Here is a 23,112-nt window from a genome sequence, read left to right on the forward strand (position 1 = left end):
TCCCGCGCCCGCACGCTGCCCCTTTCCACTCCCTCTGACGTAGTACCGACATGGCCACGATCAAACTCAACAAGAACAAACCGGCCAGCGACCAGCCGTCCAGCACCGGCGGTCCGCGCCGCACGCCCGTGCGCGGCACCGGCGTCGGCAAACCCCGTCCGACCCTGGCCCAGGCCCAGGCGGAACGGGCCGAACGTCAGGCGGCGTATGAGCAGCGGCGATCGGAAGAATCGCAGGACCCGCGTCGGTCCGGCGGGCGCCCGGAGGGGCGTTCCGAAGGACGTCCGGAGGGGCGCTCCGGCGGTCGGCCGGAAGGTCGTGGTCCGGGTCGCAGTGGCGATGCGCGCGGCGGACGTCCGGACGACCGGTATGGCCGCGCGCCGCAAGGCCAGGGTGGCCCCCGTGGTGGATCCGGCAGTGGATCCGGAGGCGGATTCGGCGGTGGCTCGGGCGGCGGTTCTGCCGGCCGTTCCGGCGGTGGGTTCGGCGGTGGCCAGGGCCAATCGCGCGGGGGTGACCGAGGTGGCGACCGCAGCAGTTTCCGCGGACCCGCAGAAGGTCGTGGACCCGGCTTTGGAGGCCCGCGCGATGGCGGTCCGCGTGAAGGCGGCCCGCGTCGCGAAGGTGGTTTTGGCGACCGCCGCGAAGGCGGTTTTGGTGAGCGTCGCGAGGCCCCTGTCCGTCGCGAGATGGGCGGCCTGCACAACGAGCGCGAAGACCGCGGCAGCCGCTATTCGCAGGAGAGCCGTCCGCAGCGTGAAGACCGGTACGCCCGGGAAGATCGCGGCGATACGCGTGGCAGCGGAGCTTATGGGGATCGTGGTCCCAACCGGGGCGGGGATCGCGGTGGGGATCGCGGAGGCCAGTGGGGCGGCTATGGCGGCGGATTCCACGGCAATGACCGGGGCGCTGACCGTGGTGGGTTCCGTGGCGGTCCTCGTAGTGATGATCGCGGTGGCTTCGGCGGCAACCGAGGCGGTTTTGGCGGCAACGACCGTGGTGGTTCCGGCGGCGGAGACCGAGGCGGTTACGGTGCCGATCGAGGGGGCGACCGCGGCGGCTTCGGTGGCCCGCGCGCCGGCTACGGCAACGACCGTGGCAGCTTCGGTGGTGGCGATCGCGGCCCGTCGCGCGGCAATGACCGGGGTCCATCGGGCCCAGATCGCGGCCCGCGCGGCGGCTACGGCAACGACCGCGGCTTCCAGGGCGGCGGCGATCGAGAGTCCCGCTACGGCGGTGCACCCGGCGGCGTCCGCAGCGATGACCGCTCGGGCGGCCGCTCCGTCGATGGCCGCTTCGATGAGCGCGGCGACCGCCCGCAGAGCGACGCCACACAACGCTACCCCGCCGACCGTCCCCGCACCGACCGTCCCCTCTCCCGCCGCTTCTTCGAAGAAGACGGCGAGACCCCGCGCTCCCGCCAGCCGGCGCCGCAGCGCCAGGCCGACCCCTCCGAGGGCGAGCGCCTGTCCAAGCGCATGAGCGAACTGGGGCTGGCCTCACGCCGGGAAGCCGATGAGTGGATCGATGCCGGCTGGGTGACGGTCGACGGCAAACTCGCCGAGCTGGGCCAGCGCGTCGGCCCCGACGCCAAGATCGAGATCGACCCTGCCGCCCGCGAACAGCAGGCGCAGCGGGTCACCATCCTGCTGCACAAGCCGATCGGCTACGTCTCCGGCCAGGCCGAAGATGGTTATGAGCCGGCCGCGGTGCTGGTCAAGGCCGACACCCACTGGTCGGAAGATCCGGCGAGCATCACCTGGGCCCCGGGCCACGGCCGCCACCTCGCGCCAGCCGGCCGCCTGGACATCGACTCCACCGGCCTGCTGGTGCTGACCCAGGATGGCCGCATCGCCCGCCACCTGATCGGCGAGGAGTCGAATGTGGAGAAGGAATACCTGGTCCGCGTCGCCATGGAGCACGGCCCGGAGAACATTCCCGCCCAGCACCAGCTGGACCCGTCGGCCCTGGGTCTGCTCAACCACGGCCTGGAACTGGATGGCGTGGAGCTCAAGCCGGCCAAGGTCAGCTGGGCCAATGAAGACCAGCTGCGCTTTGTGCTGCGGGAAGGTCGCAAGCGCCAGATCCGCCGGATGTGCGAGCTGGTCGGCCTGAAGGTGCTGGGCCTCAAGCGCGTGCGCATCGGCCGCATCCCCCTGGGCCAGCTGCCGGCCGGCCAGTGGCGTTACCTGGCCCCGTGGGAGCGCTTTTGAGCGTGCGGCCCCTGTGCCTGGCGGGTCCGACGGGCTGCGGCAAGACGGCCGCCGCTCTGGCGCTCGCGCGTCGTGAGAAGGTCGAGATCATCAGCGTGGACTCGGCCCTGGTCTACCGGGGCATGGACATCGGCACCGCCAAACCCAGCGCCGCAGAACTGGCCGAGGTGCCGCACCACCTGATCGACCTCCTCGAGCCGACGCAGGCCTACTCCGCCGCGCAGTTCGTGCGGGACACCCTGGCCCTGGTGCCGCAGATCCAGGCCCGCGGCGCCCGTCCGCTGCTGGTGGGCGGCACGATGCTGTATTTCAAGGCGCTGTTTGACGGCCTGTCGGAGCTTCCGCAGGCCGACGCCGCCCTGCGCGCCGACCTGGATGCCCGCGCCGACCGTGAGGGCTGGCCGGCCCTGCATGCGTGGCTCGCCACCCTGGACCCAGCCACCGCCGCGCGGCTCGCGCCGATGGACAGCCAGCGCATCCAGCGGGCGCTCGAAGTCTGCCTGCTGACGGGTGAGCCGATGTCCGCGCTCTACCAGCGTCAGCGCAGCGCGGGGGTGGACTGGCCGCTGATCTCGCTGGAGCCGGGCGACCAGGCCCGCGCCTGGCTGCATCAGCGGCTGGGCGAGCGCTTTGCCCAGATGATCCGCGACGGGCTGGTGGATGAAGTCCGGAGCCTTCGCGCCCGCGGCGACCTGACCCCAGACCTGCCCTCCATGCGCTGCGTCGGCTACCGGCAGGCCTGGGAACTGCTGGATGAGGCCCAGGCGCTGGGCCGGCCAGAGCCAGATCTTGCCGCCTTGCAGGAGCGCGGCACCGCCGCCACCCGCCAACTGGCCAAACGCCAGATCACCTGGCTGCGCAGCATGCCGGCCCGCCGGGTCGTGCAGGCGGAGCAGCCGGACGCCCTGACTGCTGTGATGACCCTGATCGAGGATTTGCGCTGATGCCCGATGTGCCCCCGCTGCTGATCGCTTCCGGTCTGACCAAACGCTTCGGCGGTCAGACGCTGTTTGAACAGCTGGACCTGCAGTTGCAACGCGGCGAGCTGCTGGCGCTGCTGGGGGAATCGGGCAGTGGCAAGTCCACGCTGCTCAACGGCCTGGCGGCGCTGGAGCCGCTGGACGAAGGGCGGGTGCTGCTGGACGGGCAGGACCTGCTGCGCCTGGACGAAGCCGGTCAGGCGGCTCTGCGCCGGGAGCGGCTCGGTTTTGTATTCCAGGCGTTCCATGTGCTGCCGCATCTGACGGTGCGGGACAACATCGGGCTGCCGCTGCTGCTGCAGGGTCGGCCGGATGCGGCCCGCGTCGATGAGATGCTGGCCGCCGTCGGGCTCTCCGACAAAGCCCGTCAGCTGCCGCGTGAGCTGTCCGGCGGCCAGCTGCAGCGGGTGGCGATTGCCCGGGCGCTGGTGCACCGGCCCTCGCTGGTGCTGGCAGATGAACCGACCGGCAATCTGGATCCGCGCCATGCGGACCAGGTGATGCAGCTGCTGCGCCAGCAACTGCAGCAGCAAGGCGCGGCCTGCCTGCTGGTGACCCACTCCGCCCATGCCGCCGCCCTGGCCGACCGCCGGCTGCGGTTGGAGGGTGGCCAACTGGTGGACGCCTGACATGCGGTCGCTTCGGCAGGCCTGGGCCTGGTGGTGGCAACTCTCGTGGCCGGCCCTGCGTCTGCAGTGGGGACGGCAACTGGCCGCGCTGCTGACGATCGCACTCGGGCTGGCGCTGGCCGGTGCGGTGCATTGGATCAACGGATCGGCGCTGGCGCAGTTTGAGCAGGCCGCTCGGCAGAGCAGCGCGCAGGCCGATCTGGAACTGCAGGCCATGCCGGGCGCGCCCGGCTTGACCGATGCGGTGTATGGCGAGCTGGCGCAGCGGCCGGACATCGCTGCGCTTGCGCCGCGACTTCAAGGCAGCGTGCAGGTGCGGGCGGCCGACGGTCGCTGGGTGCGACTGCGGCTGCTGGGCCTGGACCTGCTGCAGATGGGCGCCTTTCATACGCAGTGGCTGCCGCGCGGCGACAGCCAGCGGCTGACGGACGCATTGGGTGGCCCGGCGGTGCTGGTCAGTGACGCCGCCCTGCGGCAGTTGCATGGGTCGGGGGCGCAGGGGCCCGCATCGACGGCGGCAATCTCATCGGCTGCCACGACGAGCGGAACAGCATCGACAGCACTCACAGCCGCCTCCGGCGCCCCAGCTGCCGCAGCGGAGACCGGCGCGCCAGCGCTCGCCGCGCTGCAGATGGACCTTCCGGGCGGACAGGTTCCGGTGACCGTGGCCGGCACCGTGCCCGACGCCAATCAATCGGTCCTGATCATGGACATCGCGTGGGCGCAGGCCCTGCTGCAACGCCCCGGTGAACTGGACGCCATCCTGCTGCGCATGGTGCCGGGCCAGGCCGTCCCCACGGCCTGGCCCGAAGGCATCCGCGCGGTGGCGCCGCAGGATCAGGCTCGGCAGCAGGCCGACGACGCCCGCAGACTCACCCAGGCTTACCGCCTCAATCTCGGTGTGCTGTCGCTGATGGCCCTGTTCGTCGGCGCATTCATGGTGTTTGCAGTGCACAGCCTGTCGGTGGCGCAACGGCTGCCGCAGCTGGCGCTGCTTGGCGTGCTGGGCATGAGTGCCCGCCAACGGCTCGGCCTGCTGCTTGGCGAAGCGCTGCTGCTGGGGCTGGCCGGGGCGGTGCTGGGCCTGCTGCTGGCGCTGGGGCTGGCGGAACTGGGATTGCGGCAGCTTGGCGGCGACCTGGGCAGCGGCATGATGGGCCTGTCCGGCGCGCGACCGGTGCTGCAGACGTCGACCGCTTCCATCCTTGGCCTGCTGCTGCTGGGCCCGGTGGTGAGCCTGGGCGCGGCCGCCCTGCCCCTGGCCCGGCTGCGCCGGCTGCCCGCCGCGCAGGTGCTCAAGGGTCTGGGCAGCGGCGCACCGGATCAACGCTGGTGGTTGCTGGGTCCCGCGCTGCTGCTGGCCTCGCTGCCGCTGGCGGCCCTGCCCCCGGTGGAGGACCTCCCGCTGGGCGCCTATGGCGCGATGGTGACCCTGCTGCTGGGCGCGCTGGGCAGCGTGCCGTGGTTGCTGCGGGTGATCACCGGCCTGATGCGCCGTCGCGCCGCGCACTCGGCCTTGCCGCTGCTGGCGGTGGAACGCGCCCGTGATCAAGCGGGGGAAGCCGGCCGGCTGATTGCAGGCGTTTTGGTGGCGCTCGCGCTGGCGGTGGCGATGCTGGTGATGATCGCCAGCTTCCGGCTCTCGCTCGACCAATGGCTGATGCAGATGCTGCCGGCCGACCTCTATTTGCGCCAGACCGCCCGCGACACCTCGGAGCAGGCCCGCCCCCTGGATCCGGCGATGGCCGAGAAGGCGGCGGCACTGGCGGGCGTGACGCGGGTCGAAGCGCAGCGCACTCGTGAGATCGGACTGCGCCTGGCCGATGGACGGCAGGACCGCGCCACGCTGCTGGCCCGGCCGCTGGACCACAGCCTGCCGCTGCAGGGCGACACCGTCGCCGCCCCTGCCGATGCATTGGGGGTCTACATCAACGAAGCGATGCGCGATGCGCTCGGCCTGCAACCGGGCGCGCGCTTCCTGCTGCGGGTCAGCGGCCGCGACCTGCCGGCTGCGGTGAAGGGCATCTGGCGGGACTACAGCCGTCAGTCATCGGCCGTGCTGGTGGAACGGGCGGACTGGCAACGGGTCAGCGGAGACGCAACCCTGACGGAACTCGCGCTGTGGTTGTCGCCGCAGGCCGACCTTCAGGCGGTGCAGGCGAGTCTGCGGCAGCTGGCGTCTTCCCCGGAATCGGTGGAAATGGCGTCCGCCGGTGAATTGCGGCGGTTCTCGCTGGCGATGTTTGACCGCAGCTTCGCCATCACCTACTGGTTGCAGGCGGTCGGGCTCGGGCTGGGGCTGTTTGGCGTGGCGGCGAGCCTGTCCGCGCAGTTGCTGGCCCGCCGACGTGAATTCGGATTGCTGATGCACCTGGGCCTGACCCGCGCGATGTTGCGCCGGCTGGTGCTGGGGGAGACGCTGATCCAGGGACTCGCCGGCGCCTTGATGGGACTGCTGGTGGGCCTGGCGATCAGCGCGGTGCTGGTGTTCAAGCTCAATCCGCAAAGCTTCCACTGGAGCATGGACTGGCAGGTCCCCTGGGACCGGGTCGCCGAACTGCTGCTGGCCAGCCTGGTGGCCACCGGCATCACTGCGGCGGTGGCCGCAGCGAGGGCCCTCGGTTCGCGTCAAGGTGAAGCGCTGCGCGCGGTGCGGGAGGATTGGTGATGATCGGACGACGTCCGCTGCTGTTGGGGCTGGGTGCGCGTGGGCTGGCGCTGGGCGTGGTCGGGTCGACGCTGGCCGATCGGGTGAGCGCGGCCGCCGCCCCCGCACCGGCCGCCGCCGCGTCCGGTCCGGGGGACGTCCCCGTCCTGTCGCGGGCACCGCTGAAATTCCCACGCGACCACGGCTCGCATCCGGAGACGCGGGTGGAGTGGTGGTATGTCACCGGGGTGTTGCGGCCATCGACCGGAACGCCGGCCCTGCCCTCACGCACGTCCTTGACCGAGGCCCCCGCCTATGGCTTCCAGCTGACCTTCTTCCGGGTGCGCCGCGAGCTGGAGCGTCCGCTGGACAGCCGCTTCGCACCGAGCCAGATCATGCTGGCGCATGTGGCGGTGACGGATCTGGTGCGCCATCGCATCCACCACGACCAACATCTGCTGCGTCAGGGATTCGCCAACGCCGCCGCTGACGAGACCGACACCCGCGTCCGCCTGGGCGACTGGACGCTGAACCGGCGCGCCGGGCCGCAAGGCCTGAGCCGGTACCAACTGGCCTTCCGCAGCCAGCCGGCGAACGTGGCCCTGTCGCTGACCCTCGACGCCCCGCTGCCGCCGCTGTTGCAGGGCCGGGAAGGCTGGTCACAGAAGGGGCCGCAGCCGCAGCAGGCCAGCCGCTACGTCAGCGAGCCACAGCTGTCGGGCCAAGGCCAACTGGCGGTGGATGGTCAGCCGCCGCAGAACGTCCAGGCCCAATGCTGGCTGGATCATGAGTGGAGCCACGCCTATCTGGGCAGCGGCACCGACGACAACGACAGCCGGGCCGTCGGCTGGGACTGGCTGGGCCTGAACATGCTGGACGGCTCGGCGATGATGCTGTTCCAGATGCGGCGCCGCAACGGCAGCACGCTCTGGACCGGCGGCACCTGGCGGGACGCCACGGGCGGTCAGCAGGACCTGGAAGGCCGTCTGCAGTTCGAGCCGCTGGCCTTCTGGAGCAGCCCGACCAGCCTGAGCCGATATCCGGTGCGATGGCGGGTCCGCACGCCCAAGGGCGCCTGGACCATTGAAGCGATGTTCGATGCGCAGGAAGTGGATGCCCGTCGCACCACCGGCTTTCTCTACTGGGAGGGCGTGGTGCGGGTGCTGGACGAAGCCGGCGCGCTGCGCGGCTGGGGTTATTTGGAGATGACCGGTTATGCCGGCCGGGTGCCGCTGTAGCGGTTGCGGCCGGACGGCGTGACGGCGTACGCCCGTACACAATTGCATCCGGCCCCCCGCGCCATGGCCAGCGCCTGCCGCGCCTGCTGCAGCAACTGGTCGGCGCCTTGCTGCGGTTCCCGTTGCCAGTCCTGCCAGTGGGCCAGCCCCAGACTGGCACTCAGCGGCAGGGCTTGCCCGGACCAGCGGTAGTCGAGCATGGACACCCGGTGTCGCAGGCGGTCCGCTGCATCGAGGGCGCCCAGCGGGTCGGTGCACGGCAGATACGCCGCCCAGACGCCGCGCGGCAGCCTCATCAGCCAGTCCCCACCGCGCAACTGTTGCTGCACCAGTTGGCCGAGCCGCTCATCCAGCGCGGTGACGCAGTCGCTGCCGAATTGATGCTGCAGACGCAGCCAGGGGTCAAGTTCCAGCAACACCAGCGCGCCGTCGTGGCCGTGGCGCTGGGCGCGAGCGGCTTCGCGCCGGAGCGCCGCCATCAGCTGCGCTTCCTCGGGCTGCGCGCTGGCCGACGCCTCCTGCCGGACGTCGCTGCCACGTGCCTGCCAGTGACGGCGCAGCCGGCTCCACCAGGCCTTGGGGCCTTTGCCTTTGATCAACGCTTGAGACATGCCGTTGCCCGCCTTGCCGTTGGAATCTCAATTGCAGCACAGGAGCAAGCCACGCGCCGCCCCCTTTCCGAGGGAGCATAGGCCTGTTCCCGCCGAAGGTGAACACCCCGGATGTCACCAGCTGTCAGACCGGTGCAGCCCGGCGTAGAGTCGGGGCATGACGCAATTGCTCACCCCCCGACTGCACCTGGTGCCCTTCCAGGATGATCACCTGCACGGGCTCAACGCCATGAACAGCGACCTTGAGGTCATGCGGTATCTGGGCGGCGAGGCTGAATCGCTGGCAAACACCCAGGCCGCGATCGACCGGGTGAAATTGCGATGGCAACAGTGGGGCTATTCCTGGTGGAGTTTCTTCGAACGAAGCACCGGGGAGCTGGTGGGCGCTGGCTGCATTCAGCGCCTGAATCCTGAACAGACGGAGCCGCTGGAGATCGGCTGGCGTTTGCGACGGGACCGCTGGGGGCAAGGCCTGGCATCGGAAGCGGCGCGCCGCATGGCGCGTTTTGCCTTCGACCAGCTGATGACGCCGGCCCTCGTCGCCGTCTGCGCCAAGGACAACCTGGATTCGGCGCAGGTGATGCAGCGGCTGGGCATGCGCTACCGCGGCATTGAGCCCTGGCATGGCGAAGACGCCGTCTACTACGACCTCAGCGCCGAAGACTGGGCCCGCTCGCCGGCCCGGGCCAAGGCCATGGATGAAGTGGTGCCGGAAGAGATCGCCTGAAGTGTGGCGTCAGGCGCGGCCGGACGGTGAGCTGGAGCGCGCTCCGGACTTCAGGCCCGACCGCCGCCTGAACGTTCAGAAGCCGCCAACGAAGTAGCGCTTCAGGCCGGCCAGGATCATTTCAACAGCAATGGCAGTCAGCACCAGGCCCATCAGCTTTTCCAGGGCGGAGACCACCGAGTCGCCCAGCAGCTTGCGGATGCGGTCCGCCAGGATCAGTGCCAGGAACGACAGGACCATGGCGGTGAACAGCGCGCCGATCCATTCCATGATGCGGTCCGGCTGGCGGGACGCCAGAAGCAGCACCGTCGCCATGGCGGAGGGGCCGGCCAGCAGCGGCACGGCCAGTGGGAAGATCAGCGGTTCGCGGCCCGTGTCGGCACCGTAGGCGCTGTCGCCCGCGTGGCTGAAGATCATGCGGATGGCGATGATGATCAGAATCACGCCGCCGGCCACTTCCAGCGAACGCTCGGAGAGGTGCATCAGGCGCAGGAAGCTGTCGCCCAGGAACATGAACACCAGCAGCACGCCGAACGCGATGCTCACTTCACGCAGGGCCACCTTGATGCGGCGTTCCTTGGGCACGCCCCGCATGATGGGAATGAAGATGGGCAGGCTGCCCAGCGGGTCCAGCACCAGCAGCAACAGAATGAGGGCGGAGAGAAAACTGTGATCCATGGGCCGGATTGTCCCTGATGGCTGCGCGGTCGGCATTCGCAGATCGCATCAAGCGAAACGTTCCTGCGTCAGTTTCCCTAAAATCGCTCGAAAGTTTGAGCGGACCCTCCCCCCATGAACGAGAAGACCGGCCTGGACGCCATCGACCGAAAGATCCTGGACATCCTCCAGCGCGACGGACGGATCTCCAACGTGGATCTGGCCAGCCAGGTGCACCTGTCCGCGCCGCAGTGTTTTCGGCGGGTGCGGGCGCTGGAGGAACGCGGCGTGCTGCGCGGCTACCGGGCCGACGTGGCCCCTCAGTCGCTGGGATTGGAGGTGGTGGCGTATGTCAGCCTGAACATCACCGCGCAGGCCTTCGCCCGGGTGCGGGAGATTGAGTCGCTGATCCGCGACTTCCCGGAGATCCTGGAATGCCACACGGTGTCCGGGGACTGCGACTATCTGCTCAAGGTGGCGGCGAGCAACCTCAAGGGCCTGTCCACCTTCCTGACGGACCGGCTGATGCAGCTGGAGGGCGTGGCGGATGTGAGGTCGATGATCTGCCTGGAGGAAATCAAGCCACCGGCGGGGTATCCGGTGGATTGAGATCAGCCGCCGGTGGCGGCGGTGGCAGCGGTCATGGCCCTGGGCGTGATGCCCTCGGCGCCCACCCGCTTCATGGCGCGAATCAGGAGGTCGTGCATCTGACCCGTTTCCACAATGAACTCGCCGGCGCTCGGTCCCAGGTTCGTCAGCACACGCGGACGCCGCAACGCCTCGGCCGAGTTGTGTAGCTCGCGCCAGATGTCGTTCTGGTCGTCCTTGATGCGAGCGAAGATCCGTTTCTGGGCTGCCGGGCTCAGGACGCCGATGCTGGCCTGAAGGGCATCCGCCATCTCGGCCTCCAGATAGGCCATGCGCTCCTGACGATATTCCTTCGGAGGAAGCGCGGGATCTGAAGCGACAAAACCTTCGCTCATGCGCCGCACGCCCGCCATCAGACGGGTCAATACCTCGTCTCGCAGGGTGAGCGGCTCAGCCGGCTTGGTGCGTCCCACGAGGGCGCGCTTGACGTTCTGCCAGGTGGTGGGCGGTGGCTCGGCCAGGCGCTCCATCACATGGGCCAGACCGATCGCCAGCGACGCGGGGTCTGCGACCTCTCTGTCAATGTGATGGCTGTAGGACCGCAGCACCTGGGCGCCTTGCGCGGAGGACGGATCAACCCGTGCGGTTTCCATGGCCACGACTTCCGCATAGGTCGGCGGGAACTCTGTGGGGAGGTCGTCGTAGTCCGGCGCGGGGGGGGAGGCGGCGTCAGCGTCAACGTCACCAGCTTCGTTCCTATTCTGAAGGGCGGCGTCGGTCTTGGCGGTGTCGGATCCCGCCGAGTGGCCGGAGGGCGGACCGAAGCCCATTTTCTCCCGTTCCTCAGGCAGCAGCTCAGCCACCAGGCTTTCGAATTCGGCCTCTTCGGCGGCGGTCAGCGGCAGATTCAGACGTCCCCGCGGTGGCTTGTCTCCAGTCAGCAGCTGATCGGCCAGACGGTCGAGGTCGTCGGTGGCCTCGCGGGAGCCGGTAGGCGCCATGCCAAGCTCTTCCAGCGTGGGCACGCTGGGAATATCGGCGGAATTCGGTTCGATCAGCACTTCACGACGCGCGGGCTGGGGAGAACGGGGCGCCAACGGGGACCGCGGCATGCGCGGGGAATTGGTTGACTCCGCCGGCCGGGACGGCTGGACGGACCTCGGCGTCCGGGGGGACGGAGGGGTCTGCCTGGAACCGGGCGACTGCGAAGCCGGCGGTGCCCCCCCTGCCTTGGGTGGCAACGCCGGTGCCTCTTCGGAAGTCGCACGGACGCCACCGTGGCCGCGTGCCGCTGACATGTCTTGAGAGGTGCGGGTGCCGTTGTCCTGTTTCGGCACCACAGGCGGCGGAACCGGACGCAGCGGTGACGGCGGCCGGGACTTCGAGGCACTCGGCGGGGGCGGCGGTGCCGTTGGTGCTGCCGTGCGAGCGGGGGGTGGCGGCGGTGCGGCGGGCGCCGGTCGACGGGGTTGCTGCTGCGGCAGCGGCTGGTGCGGTTGCTGCGGGGACTGGTGCGGCTGCGGCAGCGGCTGATTCGGCTGGTGCAATGACAGTGGCGCGGAGGCGCTGCCCTGACGCGGCGGCAGCGGCGGCGGCGTGGATGCGCCAGCGCGCTCCTGCGTCGATGCGCCCGGCGCCGCACGGCTGGCGTCAGGCGGAAGCGGGGCAAAGGTGGACAGGAAGGGCTTGACAGCGCCGTCTCTCGTCGCGGCGGCAGTGGAGGCGTTGGAAAGGGATGCGGACACCGAAGCATCCGACGTAGCCGTTCCCGACCCTGAAGCTGACGGGTATGACTCGTGTGGCGCATGCGGCGCATGTGGCGCATGTGGCGCATGTGGCGCATGTGGCGGGTGAGTCGAGTGCGGTGCAGGGGGCGCAGGCGCGTGCGCCACGTCCAGAGCGGGATGGCCGCCGGTCTGCTGCTCCTTCGGCAGCAGACTGGACCCGCGGGCCGGTGGCGGCGGCGGTTGGCGTCGCGCCAGCGGCTGGCCGCTCACACCCTCGTTGGCGGCGGCCTGTTTCGTTGCATCGGCGGCATGGCCGGTCGTGGTGTGCTTGCCTGCACGGTCGGCTGAGTGATCCGTTGACTGCAGTGAACGCGGTGGCCGTGGAGGTGCGCCATCCGCCGGCATCCGGCCATCGGGCGCGTGCGCCACATCGGGCGCATTCAACATCCAGGGCGAAAGCGTGTCCGACGCCTGTCTCATCAACAGGTCCAGGGCCGCGGTGACCGCCGACTCGTTGCCAGAGGCGAAGTCGGTGCCCATCAGTCCCCTGCCCTGCTGCGTCACGGCGTAGCGGTGCTGCTCATAGCTGTGCCGCTCCAGCGCGGCTTCGGCCATGCGCTGCGCCTGATCGAGGGATGCGGGGGTGCGACCGTCGAGCATCTCCATCGTCATGCGATGGCGCTGGACCGCGTTGAACAGCACCAGGGCAGAGCCCGCGTCGCGTCCGCCGCTCGGGCAGGCGAGCGCAATGCCGCCCGCCGGTCGCGCTGAGGGATCGCCCGGCCGCCCGGCCGACCCTTCGGCCCAGCCTTCCGCCTGGGCCTGGGCTTGATGCCGACGCGCGGCTTCGTCCAGCGCTGACATCTGCGCCAGCATGTCGGAAGGCGGGGCGGTCAGGTCCAGGTGATGCAGCCGGACCATGTGGGTCGCCGACAGTCCGTGCGTGTTCTGCAGGTCGAAGCACAGGCAGTCTTCGCCGTCATGCTGTTCCACCCACGCGGCGCCTTCGATGCCGCCGGACTTGAACTGCAGGGGACCGCCATTGGCCAGCAGGTGCGCCAGCCCATGATGCAGCAGGGGCGGATGGCCGCTGACCAGCGCCAGATCGGTGCGCCCCTCCTGATGCAGGGAGGAGAGGAAGCGCAGCGTTTGCGCCGGGTCGTCAGCCGGCGAATCCTGACGCGGCAGCGCCATCAGCTGCGGCGCTGGCAGCGAGGGCGCTGCGCTGGGGAAGCGGAAGCCGCCCACCGCGAGGTCATCCGGTGTCAGCGGGGGAAGGCCATAGGAGGGATGGAGCTGAACCGCAGGGCCGCTGCCAGCGCGATGGGGAACTGCTCCAAAAGACGGGCCGTGAAACTGCCCATGGGCCTGCCGGACGGGCCATCCGGCAGGCGACGAGGCCGTGCCCTCCCCGGAGCCCGGGAAGCCGGAGACGAGGCCGCCGGGTGTGGCGGGCGAGGCCAGGAAGTGAGGGATGGAATACATGACACGGCTCGAGTGACGACACCCCTTGGTGTCCCCCTTCCCGCGCCGGGTTCCTTCTCCCCCAGCGGCCCGAGGGCCCGCCACCAGCGATGTCTCCTGCGCCACAGCCAGCGCCCGCCGCCCGGCAGTGTCGCTCCGGCCGCAAGGCCCTCACCGCCGCCGCCGGCGGTCTTTATCCACGCGGATGATGCGTCGCGTGCAGAACCTTCAGCCGCTCGCGGGCCACGTGGGTATAGATCTGGGTGGTGGACAGATCCGCATGACCCAGCAGCAGCTGGACCGCCCGCAGGTCCGCCCCGTGATTGAGCAGGTGGGTGGCAAACGCATGGCGCAAGGTGTGCGGCGACAGCGGACTGGTGATGCCCGCCACCACCGCATACTTCTTCACCAGACGCCAGAAGGTTTCGCGTGCCATGCCGGTGCCGAACTTGGTGAGGAAGAGGTCGTCGGTCGACTGCACTCTCAGCAATTCCGGCCGGGCCTCCCGCAAGTAGCGCAGCAGCCAGACGTGGGCCTCTTCGCCAAACGGCACCAGCCGCTCCTTGTTGCCCTTCCCCGTCACCCGCAGGACCGCCTCGCGCAGTCCGACATGCACGCTTTTGAGGGTGACCAGCTCGGTCACGCGAAGCCCGCTGGCATACATCAGCTCCAGCATGGCCCGGTCCCGCAGCCCTTGCGCGGTGCCCACATCCGGCGCCGACAGCAGGGCTTCCACCTGCTCCTGGGACAAGGTTCTCGGCACCCGCAGGGGCGCGCGTGCGGCGGTCAGCTTCAAGGTGGGATCCACCTGCATGCGGTTCTCCCGCAAGGCCCAGCGGAAATAACGCTTGAAGACGGACAGGCGGCGGTTGGCCGAACTGGTCTTGCTTTGATCGTGCCGCGCATGGGCGTAGCCCATCAGGTCCAGCTCCCGGGTCTGATCCAGCGAGCGATGCTCCGACGCCAGCCAGTCGGCCAGCAACTGAAGATCGCGCCGGTACGCCAGTTGCGAGTTCTTGGACAGGCCCTCTTCGATCCACAGGCCGTCCACGAACGCATCGATCCCTTGCTGGCTGGCGTGGCGCGCCTGCCGTTGTTCGGGGGTCCAGTCGGACGCAGCGACCGGGGCCGGCGTGGCAGTGGTCGCGGCGGTGGCACCGGTGGCACCGGTGGCGACCGGGGCGGTTGCAGGGGCGGCTGAAGGAGCGGATGTCTTCAAGGGGGAGATCGGCACAGGCTGAGGGGACCCCGAACGCCAGGGTCGCGCGACCTGGATGATGCCACCGACCCATGGCCACCGGGCGGACAGCCGCGCCCTGACTCACCCTGACTCAGAAGATGAGCGCCTTGAAGCGGGCCTCGCCACACAGGTCCAGGTGTTGCTGCTCCTTGATGAGATTGACCTGCATGGCGGAGCGGGACATGCCCACCACCGACGGGTTGAGCAGATACCCGCCGCGCGCGGCCATCCAGCTCAGCACCTGCGACAGATGCCAGACCGACGAGGCATTGCCCTCATGCACAGGCGGCGGAAAGCTGGCGATATGCGTCAGCATCAGCTTGCGCATGTTCTGCCGCGTCACGCCCACGAGCTCCGCCACATCGGTCAGGCCCACCAGATCAGGCCCAGCTTCAATCAGACGGGCCGTGGGCAGCGACTGGCGAATGTCCCGCAAGGCCCCGATCAGGGCTTCATCGGCCGACGCGGCCGTTCGGTGAAAGGCCAGCGAGAGGCGGCCCGGCGGGCTGTGCCGGATCAGGGCGTCTCCGCAGCCCGTGTCCATCAACCGATCCACAAGCTCGCGTTGGTGACCGTCCTCCCTCGACAGTTGATATTTCAGCGTGAAAGCAAACTCCACATCGACTCCTCGATAGATGGCTCCCGGGGCCAGCGTCGGTCCGTGGTCGGCCCTGGGTCGAAGCGTCGGATTTTTGGCTGTGGACGACATTTGTTCCACGGCATGTGCAGGTGTGAGTGAGCCCAACCATGCCTTGTGCAAGTCATGCACTCCGCGTGACGCGACGGGCCCGCATGCATGGCTGGGGTGGGCGCGTGCAGCGGGCGCCGCGACAAAAGAAAAAGGGCACCTCACAGAGGTGCCCTTGGCGGCGGTGGCGCGGAGCCCGCAGGCTCAGCGCAGCGCTAAAAAGCGGCGGTCAGACCCGAACGGTACGCAGGCTCAGCGCGAAGGCGCGCAGTTCTGCAATGCCGCTTTCCTCGGCCTTGCGGCACCAGGCTTGCAGGTCATTCACCAGCTGCTCCGCCGACACATTGGTACGGGTCCAGAGCTGACGCAGTTCTTCGCGCATGGTGACCAGCTTGTCCAGCACCGGGCTGGCGGCGCGGGCACCATCGATCTGCGCCTGGTAGGCGGTCGGGATCTTCTCGGCGTCGCGATGCAGCCAACGGGTGGCCAGCTTGAACTGATGGAACTTCACGCTGTGCTGTTCGCCGGCCGCCTTCATCTTGCGGACCTCTTCCTTGCAGGCGCCGCGCAGTTCACGGGCATAACGCGCCATGACTTCGTAGCGGTTGGCAATGATGGCTTCCAGCGTGTCCTTGTCGGCCACGGCCTTCAGTTCACCCGTGCGCATCTGCGGGGCGGTCTTGCGGACCTTGGCCCAGCCGATCATCTCCATGGCGCGGATGTAGCCCCAGCCGATGTCGAATTCGAACGGCTTGACCGAGAACTTGGCCGACGTCGGGTAGGTGTGGTGATTGTTGTGCAGCTCTTCGCCACCGATGATCAGGCCCCAGGGCGAGACGTTGGTGGAAGCATCGGTCGCTTCGAAGTTGCGATAGCCCCAGTAGTGGCCGATGCCGTTGATGACACCTGCGGCCCAGAACGGAATCCACGCCATCTGGATGGCCCAGATGGACACGCCGATGATGCCGAACAGCGCCACGTTGACGATCATCATGGAGGCCACGCCCAGCACCGAGTGACGGCTGTAGACGTTGCGCTCCATCCAGTCGTCCGGCACGCCGTGGCTGAACTTCTTGATGGTTTCTTCGTTCTTGGCTTCCGAGCGGTACAGCTCGGCGCCCCGGGTCATGACCGTCTTGATGCCGCGGGTGACCGGGCTGTGCGGGTCTTCTTCGGTTTCGCACTTGGCGTGGTGCTTGCGGTGGATGGCCACCCACTCGCGAGTGACCATGCCCGTGGTCATCCAGAGCCAGAAGCGGAAGAAGTGCGACGGGATGGGTCCCAGATCCAGCGCGCGGTGAGCCTGCGCACGGTGCAGGAAGATCGTCACGGCCGCGATGGTGATATGGGTCACCACCAGCGTGTAAGCGAGGATCTGCCACCAGCTCGCGCCCAGCAGGCCATAGGCCAGCAAGTTCACGACGGCGTCATGCACATTCATCAATACGTTCATTCGGTCCTAACCCTGCTCATCAAGAGCTAGTTGTACACGGGAGCCCCCATTGTAGGCGAGGCTCCCTAGATTCGGTCTTTGATCAAACCCAATAAACGCCGGTCTTTGTTGACTTCGGTAGGCGTACACGGGAATTGACGCTCGATCACCGCTGAAATCGCCGAAAAATACCGGCAGCGGCGGTCGGCCGGAGCGTCCGGGCCGTCCGCCGCCCGGGTGCCCTGCGCTTATTTGCGGGTCCACACCGCGGCAAAAAACCCGTCGCTGTGGTGCTTGTGGGGCCACAGGCGAAGGAATCCGTTCTCGCACAGCGTGGCCGCCTGCTCCTCGGGCACCTGCGCGTGGGCCAGGATCTCCTGGGCCGGCTGGAGGACGAAATCGGGATGCGCTTCGGAAAAGGCGTTGGCAACCGCTTCGTTTTCCTCATCCAGCAGACTGCAGGTGGCGTACACCAGACGGCCGCCCGACTTGAGCATGCGCGCGGCGCTGTTCAGGATGGACAGCTGCTTGGCCTGCAGTTCCTGCAGCCCTTGCGGCGTCTGACGCCACTTCAGGTCGGGGTTGCGGCGCAGGGTGCCCAGGCCCGAGCACGGGGCGTCCACCAGCACGCGGTCCACCTTGCCCGCCAGGCGCTTGACCCGGTCGTCCCGCTCGGTGGTCAGCTGAACGGGATACACATTCGAGAGGCCGCTGCGCGCCAGCCGCGGCTTGAGCTTGTCCAGGCGGTGGCCCGACACGTCAAAGGCATAGAGCCGACCGGTATTGCGCATCGAGGCGCCCAGGGCCAGGGTCTTGCCGCCGGCGCCAGCGCAGAAATCCACCACCATTTCGCCACGCTTGGCTTCAGTCAGCAGGGACAGCAGCTGGCTCCCTTCGTCCTGCACTTCCACCTGGCCGCTGGTGAAGACGTCCAGCTTCTGCAGGGCGGGCTTGCCCTCCAGCCGCAGGCCCCAGGGGGAATACGGCGTCGGCGAGGACTTGAACCCCTGGGCCTCCAGGGCTGCCTGCACCTCTTCGCGCTTGGCCTTGAGCAGGTTCACCCGCAGGTCCAGCGGGGCCCCTTCGTTCAGGGCGCCGGCCAGTTGCCAGAACTGCTCGTCCCCCAGGCGCTGGTGCAGCGGCTCGGCCAGCCATTCCGGCAGGTTGTGGCGCAGACGTTCGGGCAATTGGCTGCGGTCCACCGCCCGAACCTGCTGCAGCCAGTGCTGCTCCTGCTCGTTCAGGGCGCCGCGCAGGAAGGCTTCATTGCCCTCCCAGCCGAGGATCGCCAGGCGCCGGGCCATCGGTCCGCGGCCGGATTGGGCCAGATGCTGGAAGACCAGGCGGTTGCGCAGCACCGAATAGGCGGTCTCGGCCAGCGTATGACGCTCGCGCTGACCCAGCGCCTTGTGCTGGCGGAAAAAGGAGGAAACCAGGGAGTCCGCCGGGGCGTCGAACAGCATCAGGCTGTCGACAAGTTCGGCGCAGAGTTCGAGGAGGGCATTAGGATGCATCCGCAAATTATCTCAGGCCTGCCGCCTGCCCTTCACTCCGCCACATCCAAATGCCCCTCGCCATGCACGACGACAACGACCTGGCCCCGCTGCCCGACACCCCGCGCGGCCGTTACCGCCACAACAAGGGTCAGGAATATCAGGTGCATGGCGTCGTGCGCCACAGCGAGACCCTGGAGGCGCTGGTGCTCTACACCCCGCTGTACAACAGCACCGGGCTGTGGGTGCGGCCGCACGCGATGTTCTTCGGCACGCTGGAGGTGGAGGGGCGGACGGTGCCGCGCTTTGTGCGCATCGGCGACTGATCCGCGTCCATGCCGCTGCTGCATCAGCTCCGCCAGCGTCCCCGGCTGCTCATCGGCGCGGCGCTGGGCGCCCTGCTCGCCGCCGCCCTGCCCTGGGCGGAGGACATGCCCCGCTCCACCCAGCTGCTGATCGGCTGGAGCTGCGGCGTCTGGGTGTATCTGGTGCTGGTGCTGCGGATGATGCTGCGGACACCGGCGCAGGAGGTGCAGCATCAGGCCCGGGCGATTGCCGAGGGCATGCCAACGGTTCTGGGACTGGCCATGATCGGAGCGCTGGTCAGTCTGGCCGCGCTGGCCTTGGAACTGGCGCAGGTGCGCCAGGCCGGTGTGGCCCACGGCTGGCCCCATCTGGTGGTGGCCGTGGGCACGGTCACCAGCTCCTGGCTGCTGCTGCCGGTCGAATTTGCCCTGGCCTATGCCAGCCTCTTCCACAGCGGGCCCAAAGCGCCGCACGGGCTGGAGTTCCCGGGCGATGAGGAACAGCCGGACTACACCGACTTCCTCTACTTCTCGGTGACCCTGGCGGCCACCTCCCAGACGTCCGATGTGATGGTCAGTGCCCGTCCGCTGCGCCGGCTGGTGCTGGTGCAGGCGGTGCTGTCCTTTGTGTTCAACACGGTGGTGCTGGCGCTGACCATCAACCTGCTGGCAAGCCTGCTCAGCTGAACGCCTGCTCAGCTGAACAGCTGCGATGCGCCGTCCCGGTGGCGCACCGCCGCGCCGTCGATCTGCAAGGCGCCTTCGACAAACCAGCGCACGGCGCTCGGATACATGCGGTGCTCCTGCTTCAGCACACGGGCGCTGAGCGTCGCCTCATCATCGCCGTCCAGCACCGGCACCACTGCCTGGGCCACGATGGGGCCATGGTCCAGCTCGGCCGTCACGAAATGCACCGTCGCCCCCGCCACCCGGCAGCCGGACTCGATGGCCCGTTGATGGGTATGCAGCCCGGTGAAGGCCGGCAGCAACGACGGATGGATGTTGAGCATGCGGCCGGCATAGTGGCCGGTGAAGCCGGACGTCAGGATGCGCATGAATCCGGCCAGCACCACCAGGTCCGGCGAGAAGCTGTCGACGACACGCTGCAGTTCCGCATCAAAAGCGGCCCGCGCTTCGTCCCCGCGGCCGAAGGTCTTGTGATCGATCACCGCGGTGGCGATGCCGTGGGACTGGGCGAACGCCAGCCCGCCAGCGTCCGGTCGATTGCTGATCACCGCGGCAATGCGGGCGGGCCACTGCTGGGCGGCGCAGGCCTGGACGATGGCCTCCATGTTGGAGCCACGGCCGGAGATCAGGATCACGATGTTCTTCATGGGGCGGCAGTGTAGCGGCGGACCAGGGACAATCCGCCCCCCGGCCGCACGCCCGCACGGGGCTGCCTACAATCCGCCCCCTGCCCATGAACACCACCACGCCCCCCTCCACGCCCCAGGATCCCGCCGTCGCCCAGCCCGCTGGCACGGTGCCCGGCACCGTCACGCCCGGCGCCCGCCCGCGGGTGCTGTCCGGCATGCGACCCACCGGTGCCCTGCACCTGGGCCACTATCACGGCGCGCTCAAGAGCTGGGTGCAGCTCCAGTCCACCCACGACTGCTTTTTCTTCGTGGCGGACTGGCATGCCTTGACCACCCACTACGAGCATCGCGAGGGCCTGGAACAAAGCGTCTATGACATGGTCGTGGACTGGCTGGCCGCCGGCGTGGATCCTGAAAAAGCCACCCTGTTCATCCAGAGCCGCATGCCGGAGCATGCCGAGCTGTTCACCCTGCTGGCCATGAGCACGCCGTCGAGCTGGCTGGAGCGCATGCCCAGCTACAAGGACGCGGTGGCGGAGAACCGTGAACTGGCCACTTTCGGCTTCCTCGGCTACCCGCTGCTGCAGGCTGCGGACATCCTCATCTACAAGGCCGCCTTTGTCCCGGTGGGGGAAGACCAGGCGCCGCATGTGGAAGTCACCCGCGAGGTGGCGCGCCGGTTCAATCACCTGTATGCCCCGCTCCTGCCCGAACCGCAGGCGCTGCTGAGCGACACCGCCCGGCTGCCCGGCCTGGATGGCCGCAAGATGAGCAAAACCTACGGCAATGCCATCGCCATGCGGGACGCGCCGGAGGTGGTGGAACAGAAAATCCGCCAGATGCCGACCGATCCGCAGCGGGTTCGGCGGCACGATGCCGGCGAGCCGATGCGCTGCCCGGTGTGGCCGCTGCACCAGGTCTATACCGATGAAGCCACCCGCCAGTGGGCCGCGGACGGCTGCCGCAGCGCGGGCATCGGCTGCCTGGACTGCAAGCAGCCGCTGATCGATGCCATCCAGCGGGAACAGGCGCCGTGGCGGGCCCGGGCAGAAGAATTGCTGGCAGATCCGAAGAAAGTGCACTGGATCGTGGAAGTGGGCACCGAACGCGCGCGGGCCGTGGCTCGCAAGACGCTTCGCGAAGTACGTTCAGCGATCGGATTGGCGTACTGAATTCCTCATGGCTGGCCTTCACATCACCGATATCGAATCTGCCATCAACTGGTGGCGCGCCCGCGACCCGGGCGACGGCATCCGTCTCGGCCCGGAGCTTCGCGCCCTGGCCGAGGTGTATGCGTTGATGGTGTATCACCACGAGACCCTGTGCGATGAAGACAGCATGCCGCCGGACGCCCTGAGCGCCTGGATGGCCTGGTACGACAGCACCCCCGACGCGCCCTGCATCGCCATCTGCTCCACCAGCCAGGGGGACGAGCTCTGCAAGGGCTGCGGCCGCACCTTCGACGAAGTCCAGAACTGGCCGGTGCTGACACCCGGCGAGAAGCGCGCCACCTGGCGCCGCATCACGCTGGAAGGCACGGCCTGGCGCTTCAACCGTTATGCGGAGCGGGCTCTGGAAGTGCCGAAGGAGCGTCCTTGAGTCCACGCCTTCAGAGCCTGCGGCAAATCGTGCCGCTGGCCTGGCCCGTCTTCATCGGCCAGCTGGCCGTGCTGGCCTACTCCACCATCGACACGCTGCTGGTGGCGCGCCACTCCTCGCTCGATCTGGCCGCGCTGGCCGTGGGCTCGGCGGTCTACACCTCGGTGTTTGTGGGACTGATGGGGGTGGTCCTGGCGATCTCGCCAGTAGCCGGCCAGCTCTTTGGGGCCAAACGCATGACCGAAGCCGGCGACAGCCTGCATCAGGCGGCGTGGCTGGCCTTGATGCTGGCGGTGGTCGGCGAACTGGTGCTGTGGTTTCCGCAACCCTTCCTGGCCATCTCGCATGCGAGCCCGGAGATCGCCGCCAAGGTGACCGCGTACCTGCGGACGCTGGGCATCGCTCTGCCCGCCGCCCTGCTCTTCACCGCATATCGAGGCTTCAATACCGCCGTCTCCCGGCCGAAGGCGGTGATGGCGCTGCAGATCGGCGGCTTGCTGCTGAAATTCCCGGCCAGCGCGCTGCTCATCGGAGGCTTCAGCCTGGGCCCGATCTCCGTGCCGGCGCTGGGCGCCGTCGGCTGTGCGGTGGCCACGTCCGTCGTCATGTGGAGTCAGCTGCTGGTCGCCGTCGTGGTGCTGCGGCGGGACACGTTTTACAGCGGCTTCGGCTTCTCACGCGGTGGCCTGCATCGCCCGCGACGCGACACCTTGTGGCGCTTGCTGAAACTGGGGGTGCCGATGGGCGCATCCGTGCTGATCGAGGTGACCGGCTTCACCTTCATGGCGATCTTCATCGCCCGCATCGGCAGCACCGCAGTGGCGGGCCACCAGCTGGCCGCCAATCTGGTGGCGATGATGTTCATGTTGCCGCTGGCGCTGGCCAATGCGAGCAGCACGGTGGTGGCACAGGCGCTCGGCGCGCGGGACGCTGCAGGCGCCCGGCGCCTGGGATGGCACGGCCTGGAACTGGCGGTGGGCATTGCGTTTGTGCTCGGGGCGGTGATCTTCACCCTGCGGGAGCAGGTGCTGGGGCTCTACACCCGGGATGCCGCCATCATCGCCGCCGCACTGCCGCTGCTGGGCTGGGTATGGATCTTCCATGTGGCCGATGCCGGTCAGACCGTCTCCGCCTTTGTGCTGCGGGCGCACCACATTGCCACCGCCCCGATGGTCATCTACGCGCTGGCGATCTGGGGACTGGGGCTGGGTGGCGGCTACTGGCTGGCGTTTGGTGACCATGCCGTGCCGCTGCCGGGATTCATGCAGGGCGCGATGGGATTCTGGAGCGCCGCGTCGGCCGGGCTGGTCGCCGCGGCCACCGGCTTGAGCGCACTGCTGGCCTGGGTGCATCGGACGCAGCTGAAAGGCTGACGGCAGTCCTGGAGACGCAACGGCCTAAAAGCAGAGTGACGGGCGCGAGACGCCAGACGCCAGACGCCAGACGCCAGACGCCAGACGCCAGACGCCAAAGCCAAAGCCAAAGCCAAAGCCATTGGCCGAAGGGCTGACAGGCACTGAAACGCCGGAGCGCTCGACGGGGCTCTCACGGCCCCACC

Annotated in this window: 20 protein-coding genes; 12 read left to right on the plus strand and 8 right to left on the minus strand. The window is 68.7% G+C overall.

All coding sequences use genetic code 11. The annotated features are described in order from the left end of the window. Window positions 1–50 precede the first annotated feature (50 nt). Genes FHS28_RS23845 through FHS28_RS05640 form a run of 5 tightly spaced genes read left to right on the plus strand, consistent with a single transcriptional unit; the run spans window position 51 to window position 7,707 of the window. The gene (locus FHS28_RS23845) at window positions 51–2,213 is read left to right on the plus strand and encodes a pseudouridine synthase (RefSeq protein ID WP_246409509.1); all 2,163 of its coding nucleotides are present in this window, start codon (window positions 51–53) and stop codon (window positions 2,211–2,213) included. Then, entirely contained in the window at window positions 2,210–3,157 is a 948-nt protein-coding gene (miaA, locus tag FHS28_RS05625; protein WP_088448697.1) for a tRNA (adenosine(37)-N6)-dimethylallyltransferase MiaA, read from the plus strand. The genes FHS28_RS23845 and miaA overlap by 4 nt, the downstream gene beginning before the upstream one ends. Next, window positions 3,157–3,822, plus strand: coding sequence for an ABC transporter ATP-binding protein (locus tag FHS28_RS05630; protein ID WP_184294201.1), 666 nt, complete (start codon window positions 3,157–3,159; stop codon window positions 3,820–3,822). The genes miaA and FHS28_RS05630 overlap by 1 nt, the downstream gene beginning before the upstream one ends. Before the next feature lies 1 nt (window position 3,823). Next, window positions 3,824–6,490, plus strand: a complete 2,667-nt coding sequence (locus tag FHS28_RS05635; protein WP_088448696.1) for an ABC transporter permease — start codon at window positions 3,824–3,826, stop codon at window positions 6,488–6,490. Then, window positions 6,490–7,707, plus strand: coding sequence for a lipocalin-like domain-containing protein (locus tag FHS28_RS05640; RefSeq protein ID WP_088448695.1), 1,218 nt, complete (start codon window positions 6,490–6,492; stop codon window positions 7,705–7,707). Before FHS28_RS05635 ends, FHS28_RS05640 begins: the two co-directional genes overlap by 1 nt. Here FHS28_RS05640 and FHS28_RS05645 read toward each other — a convergent pair. Next, complete coding sequence (locus FHS28_RS05645) at window positions 7,683–8,318, minus strand: GGDEF domain-containing protein (RefSeq protein ID WP_088448694.1); 636 nt, start codon at window positions 8,316–8,318, stop codon at window positions 7,683–7,685. The genes FHS28_RS05640 and FHS28_RS05645 overlap by 25 nt on opposite strands. 157 nt (window positions 8,319–8,475) lie before the next feature. On the opposite strand from FHS28_RS05645, the gene FHS28_RS05650 reads away from it, so the two are divergent. Further along, window positions 8,476–9,045, plus strand: a complete 570-nt coding sequence (locus FHS28_RS05650) for a GNAT family N-acetyltransferase (protein WP_088448693.1) — start codon at window positions 8,476–8,478, stop codon at window positions 9,043–9,045. A 75-nt stretch (window positions 9,046–9,120) separates the two neighbouring features. On the opposite strand, the gene FHS28_RS05655 is transcribed toward FHS28_RS05650, so the two are convergent. Next, window positions 9,121–9,723 (minus strand): MarC family protein, encoded by a 603-nt coding sequence (locus FHS28_RS05655; protein WP_088448692.1) that lies wholly within the window; start codon window positions 9,721–9,723, stop codon window positions 9,121–9,123. 114 nt (window positions 9,724–9,837) lie between these two features. Between FHS28_RS05655 and FHS28_RS05660 the strand changes: the two genes are divergently transcribed. Next, window positions 9,838–10,311: an Lrp/AsnC family transcriptional regulator gene (locus FHS28_RS05660; RefSeq protein ID WP_088448691.1), complete on the plus strand. Its 474-nt coding sequence runs from the start codon at window positions 9,838–9,840 to the stop codon at window positions 10,309–10,311. A 2-nt stretch (window positions 10,312–10,313) separates the two neighbouring features. Here the strand turns inward: FHS28_RS05660 and FHS28_RS05665 are convergent, their stop codons facing one another. The 5 genes from FHS28_RS05665 to FHS28_RS05685 all read right to left on the minus strand — a co-directional run bounded on the left by FHS28_RS05665 (window position 10,314) and on the right by FHS28_RS05685 (window position 18,355). Beyond that, on the minus strand, window positions 10,314–13,502 hold the full coding sequence (locus FHS28_RS05665; protein ID WP_184294203.1) for a hypothetical protein: 3,189 nt from the start codon (window positions 13,500–13,502) through the stop codon (window positions 10,314–10,316). A 172-nt stretch (window positions 13,503–13,674) separates the two neighbouring features. Further along, window positions 13,675–14,709, minus strand: coding sequence for a site-specific tyrosine recombinase XerD (gene xerD, locus FHS28_RS05670; protein ID WP_375140722.1), 1,035 nt, complete (start codon window positions 14,707–14,709; stop codon window positions 13,675–13,677). 103 nt (window positions 14,710–14,812) lie between these two features. Continuing rightward, on the minus strand, window positions 14,813–15,340 hold the full coding sequence (locus FHS28_RS05675; protein ID WP_088448688.1) for a helix-turn-helix transcriptional regulator: 528 nt from the start codon (window positions 15,338–15,340) through the stop codon (window positions 14,813–14,815). A gap of 298 nt (window positions 15,341–15,638) precedes the next feature. Next, window positions 15,639–16,862: a DesA family fatty acid desaturase gene (locus FHS28_RS05680; protein WP_088448687.1), complete on the minus strand. Its 1,224-nt coding sequence runs from the start codon at window positions 16,860–16,862 to the stop codon at window positions 15,639–15,641. A gap of 227 nt (window positions 16,863–17,089) precedes the next feature. Continuing rightward, window positions 17,090–18,355, minus strand: coding sequence for an RsmB/NOP family class I SAM-dependent RNA methyltransferase (locus FHS28_RS05685; protein ID WP_088448686.1), 1,266 nt, complete (start codon window positions 18,353–18,355; stop codon window positions 17,090–17,092). 50 nt (window positions 18,356–18,405) lie between these two features. Between FHS28_RS05685 and FHS28_RS05690 the strand changes: the two genes are divergently transcribed. Both FHS28_RS05690 and FHS28_RS05695 read left to right on the plus strand, forming a co-directional pair. Beyond that, a complete protein-coding gene (locus FHS28_RS05690) occupies window positions 18,406–18,660 on the plus strand; it encodes a DUF1653 domain-containing protein (RefSeq protein WP_375140715.1) in 255 nt (84 codons plus the stop codon). Window positions 18,661–18,669: 9 nt separating this feature from the next. Further along, complete coding sequence (locus tag FHS28_RS05695) at window positions 18,670–19,326, plus strand: DUF1345 domain-containing protein (protein ID WP_088448685.1); 657 nt, start codon at window positions 18,670–18,672, stop codon at window positions 19,324–19,326. An 8-nt stretch (window positions 19,327–19,334) separates the two neighbouring features. Here FHS28_RS05695 and purN read toward each other — a convergent pair whose 3' ends face one another. After that, window positions 19,335–19,973 (minus strand): phosphoribosylglycinamide formyltransferase, encoded by a 639-nt coding sequence (purN, locus tag FHS28_RS05700; protein WP_088448684.1) that lies wholly within the window; start codon window positions 19,971–19,973, stop codon window positions 19,335–19,337. 86 nt (window positions 19,974–20,059) lie between these two features. Between purN and trpS the strand changes: the two genes are divergently transcribed. From trpS to FHS28_RS05715, 3 genes are read left to right on the plus strand one after another with little or no spacing between them, the layout of a single operon-like run. Then, window positions 20,060–21,127 carry a tryptophan--tRNA ligase gene (trpS, locus tag FHS28_RS05705; protein WP_088448683.1) on the plus strand — a complete coding sequence of 356 codons (1,068 nt, stop codon included), beginning with the start codon at window positions 20,060–20,062 and terminating at the stop codon, window positions 21,125–21,127. A gap of 7 nt (window positions 21,128–21,134) precedes the next feature. Next, the gene (locus FHS28_RS05710; protein WP_088448682.1) at window positions 21,135–21,554 is read left to right on the plus strand and encodes a DUF3717 domain-containing protein; all 420 of its coding nucleotides are present in this window, start codon (window positions 21,135–21,137) and stop codon (window positions 21,552–21,554) included. Beyond that, on the plus strand, window positions 21,551–22,927 hold the full coding sequence (locus FHS28_RS05715; protein ID WP_088448681.1) for an MATE family efflux transporter: 1,377 nt from the start codon (window positions 21,551–21,553) through the stop codon (window positions 22,925–22,927). The genes FHS28_RS05710 and FHS28_RS05715 overlap by 4 nt, the downstream gene beginning before the upstream one ends. Window positions 22,928–23,112: the final 185 nt, after the last annotated feature.

Source organism: Roseateles terrae, assembly GCF_014192155.1.
Classification (GTDB): domain Bacteria; phylum Pseudomonadota; class Gammaproteobacteria; order Burkholderiales; family Burkholderiaceae_C; genus Roseateles; species Roseateles terrae.

What these genes read in the sequence shown, in the direction of transcription:
- FHS28_RS05645 (WP_088448694.1), bottom strand. Translation starts at nt 8,318, where the DNA reads ATGTCTCAAGCGTTGATCAAAGGCAAAGGCCCCAAGGCCTGGTGGAGC.
- FHS28_RS05680 (WP_088448687.1), bottom strand. Translation starts at nt 16,862, where the DNA reads ATGAACGTATTGATGAATGTGCATGACGCCGTCGTGAACTTGCTGGCC.
- FHS28_RS05690 (WP_375140715.1), top strand. Translation starts at nt 18,406, where the DNA reads ATGCCCCTCGCCATGCACGACGACAACGACCTGGCCCCGCTGCCCGAC.
- trpS (WP_088448683.1), top strand. Translation starts at nt 20,060, where the DNA reads ATGAACACCACCACGCCCCCCTCCACGCCCCAGGATCCCGCCGTCGCC.
- FHS28_RS05695 (WP_088448685.1), top strand. Translation starts at nt 18,670, where the DNA reads ATGCCGCTGCTGCATCAGCTCCGCCAGCGTCCCCGGCTGCTCATCGGC.
- FHS28_RS05660 (WP_088448691.1), top strand. Translation starts at nt 9,838, where the DNA reads ATGAACGAGAAGACCGGCCTGGACGCCATCGACCGAAAGATCCTGGAC.
- FHS28_RS05665 (WP_184294203.1), bottom strand. Translation starts at nt 13,502, where the DNA reads ATGTATTCCATCCCTCACTTCCTGGCCTCGCCCGCCACACCCGGCGGC.
- FHS28_RS05710 (WP_088448682.1), top strand. Translation starts at nt 21,135, where the DNA reads ATGGCTGGCCTTCACATCACCGATATCGAATCTGCCATCAACTGGTGG.
- purN (WP_088448684.1), bottom strand. Translation starts at nt 19,973, where the DNA reads ATGAAGAACATCGTGATCCTGATCTCCGGCCGTGGCTCCAACATGGAG.
- FHS28_RS05655 (WP_088448692.1), bottom strand. Translation starts at nt 9,723, where the DNA reads ATGGATCACAGTTTTCTCTCCGCCCTCATTCTGTTGCTGCTGGTGCTG.
- FHS28_RS05630 (WP_184294201.1), top strand. Translation starts at nt 3,157, where the DNA reads ATGCCCGATGTGCCCCCGCTGCTGATCGCTTCCGGTCTGACCAAACGC.
- FHS28_RS05685 (WP_088448686.1), bottom strand. Translation starts at nt 18,355, where the DNA reads ATGCATCCTAATGCCCTCCTCGAACTCTGCGCCGAACTTGTCGACAGC.
- FHS28_RS05640 (WP_088448695.1), top strand. Translation starts at nt 6,490, where the DNA reads ATGATCGGACGACGTCCGCTGCTGTTGGGGCTGGGTGCGCGTGGGCTG.
- FHS28_RS23845 (WP_246409509.1), top strand. Translation starts at nt 51, where the DNA reads ATGGCCACGATCAAACTCAACAAGAACAAACCGGCCAGCGACCAGCCG.
- FHS28_RS05635 (WP_088448696.1), top strand. Translation starts at nt 3,824, where the DNA reads ATGCGGTCGCTTCGGCAGGCCTGGGCCTGGTGGTGGCAACTCTCGTGG.
- FHS28_RS05650 (WP_088448693.1), top strand. Translation starts at nt 8,476, where the DNA reads ATGACGCAATTGCTCACCCCCCGACTGCACCTGGTGCCCTTCCAGGAT.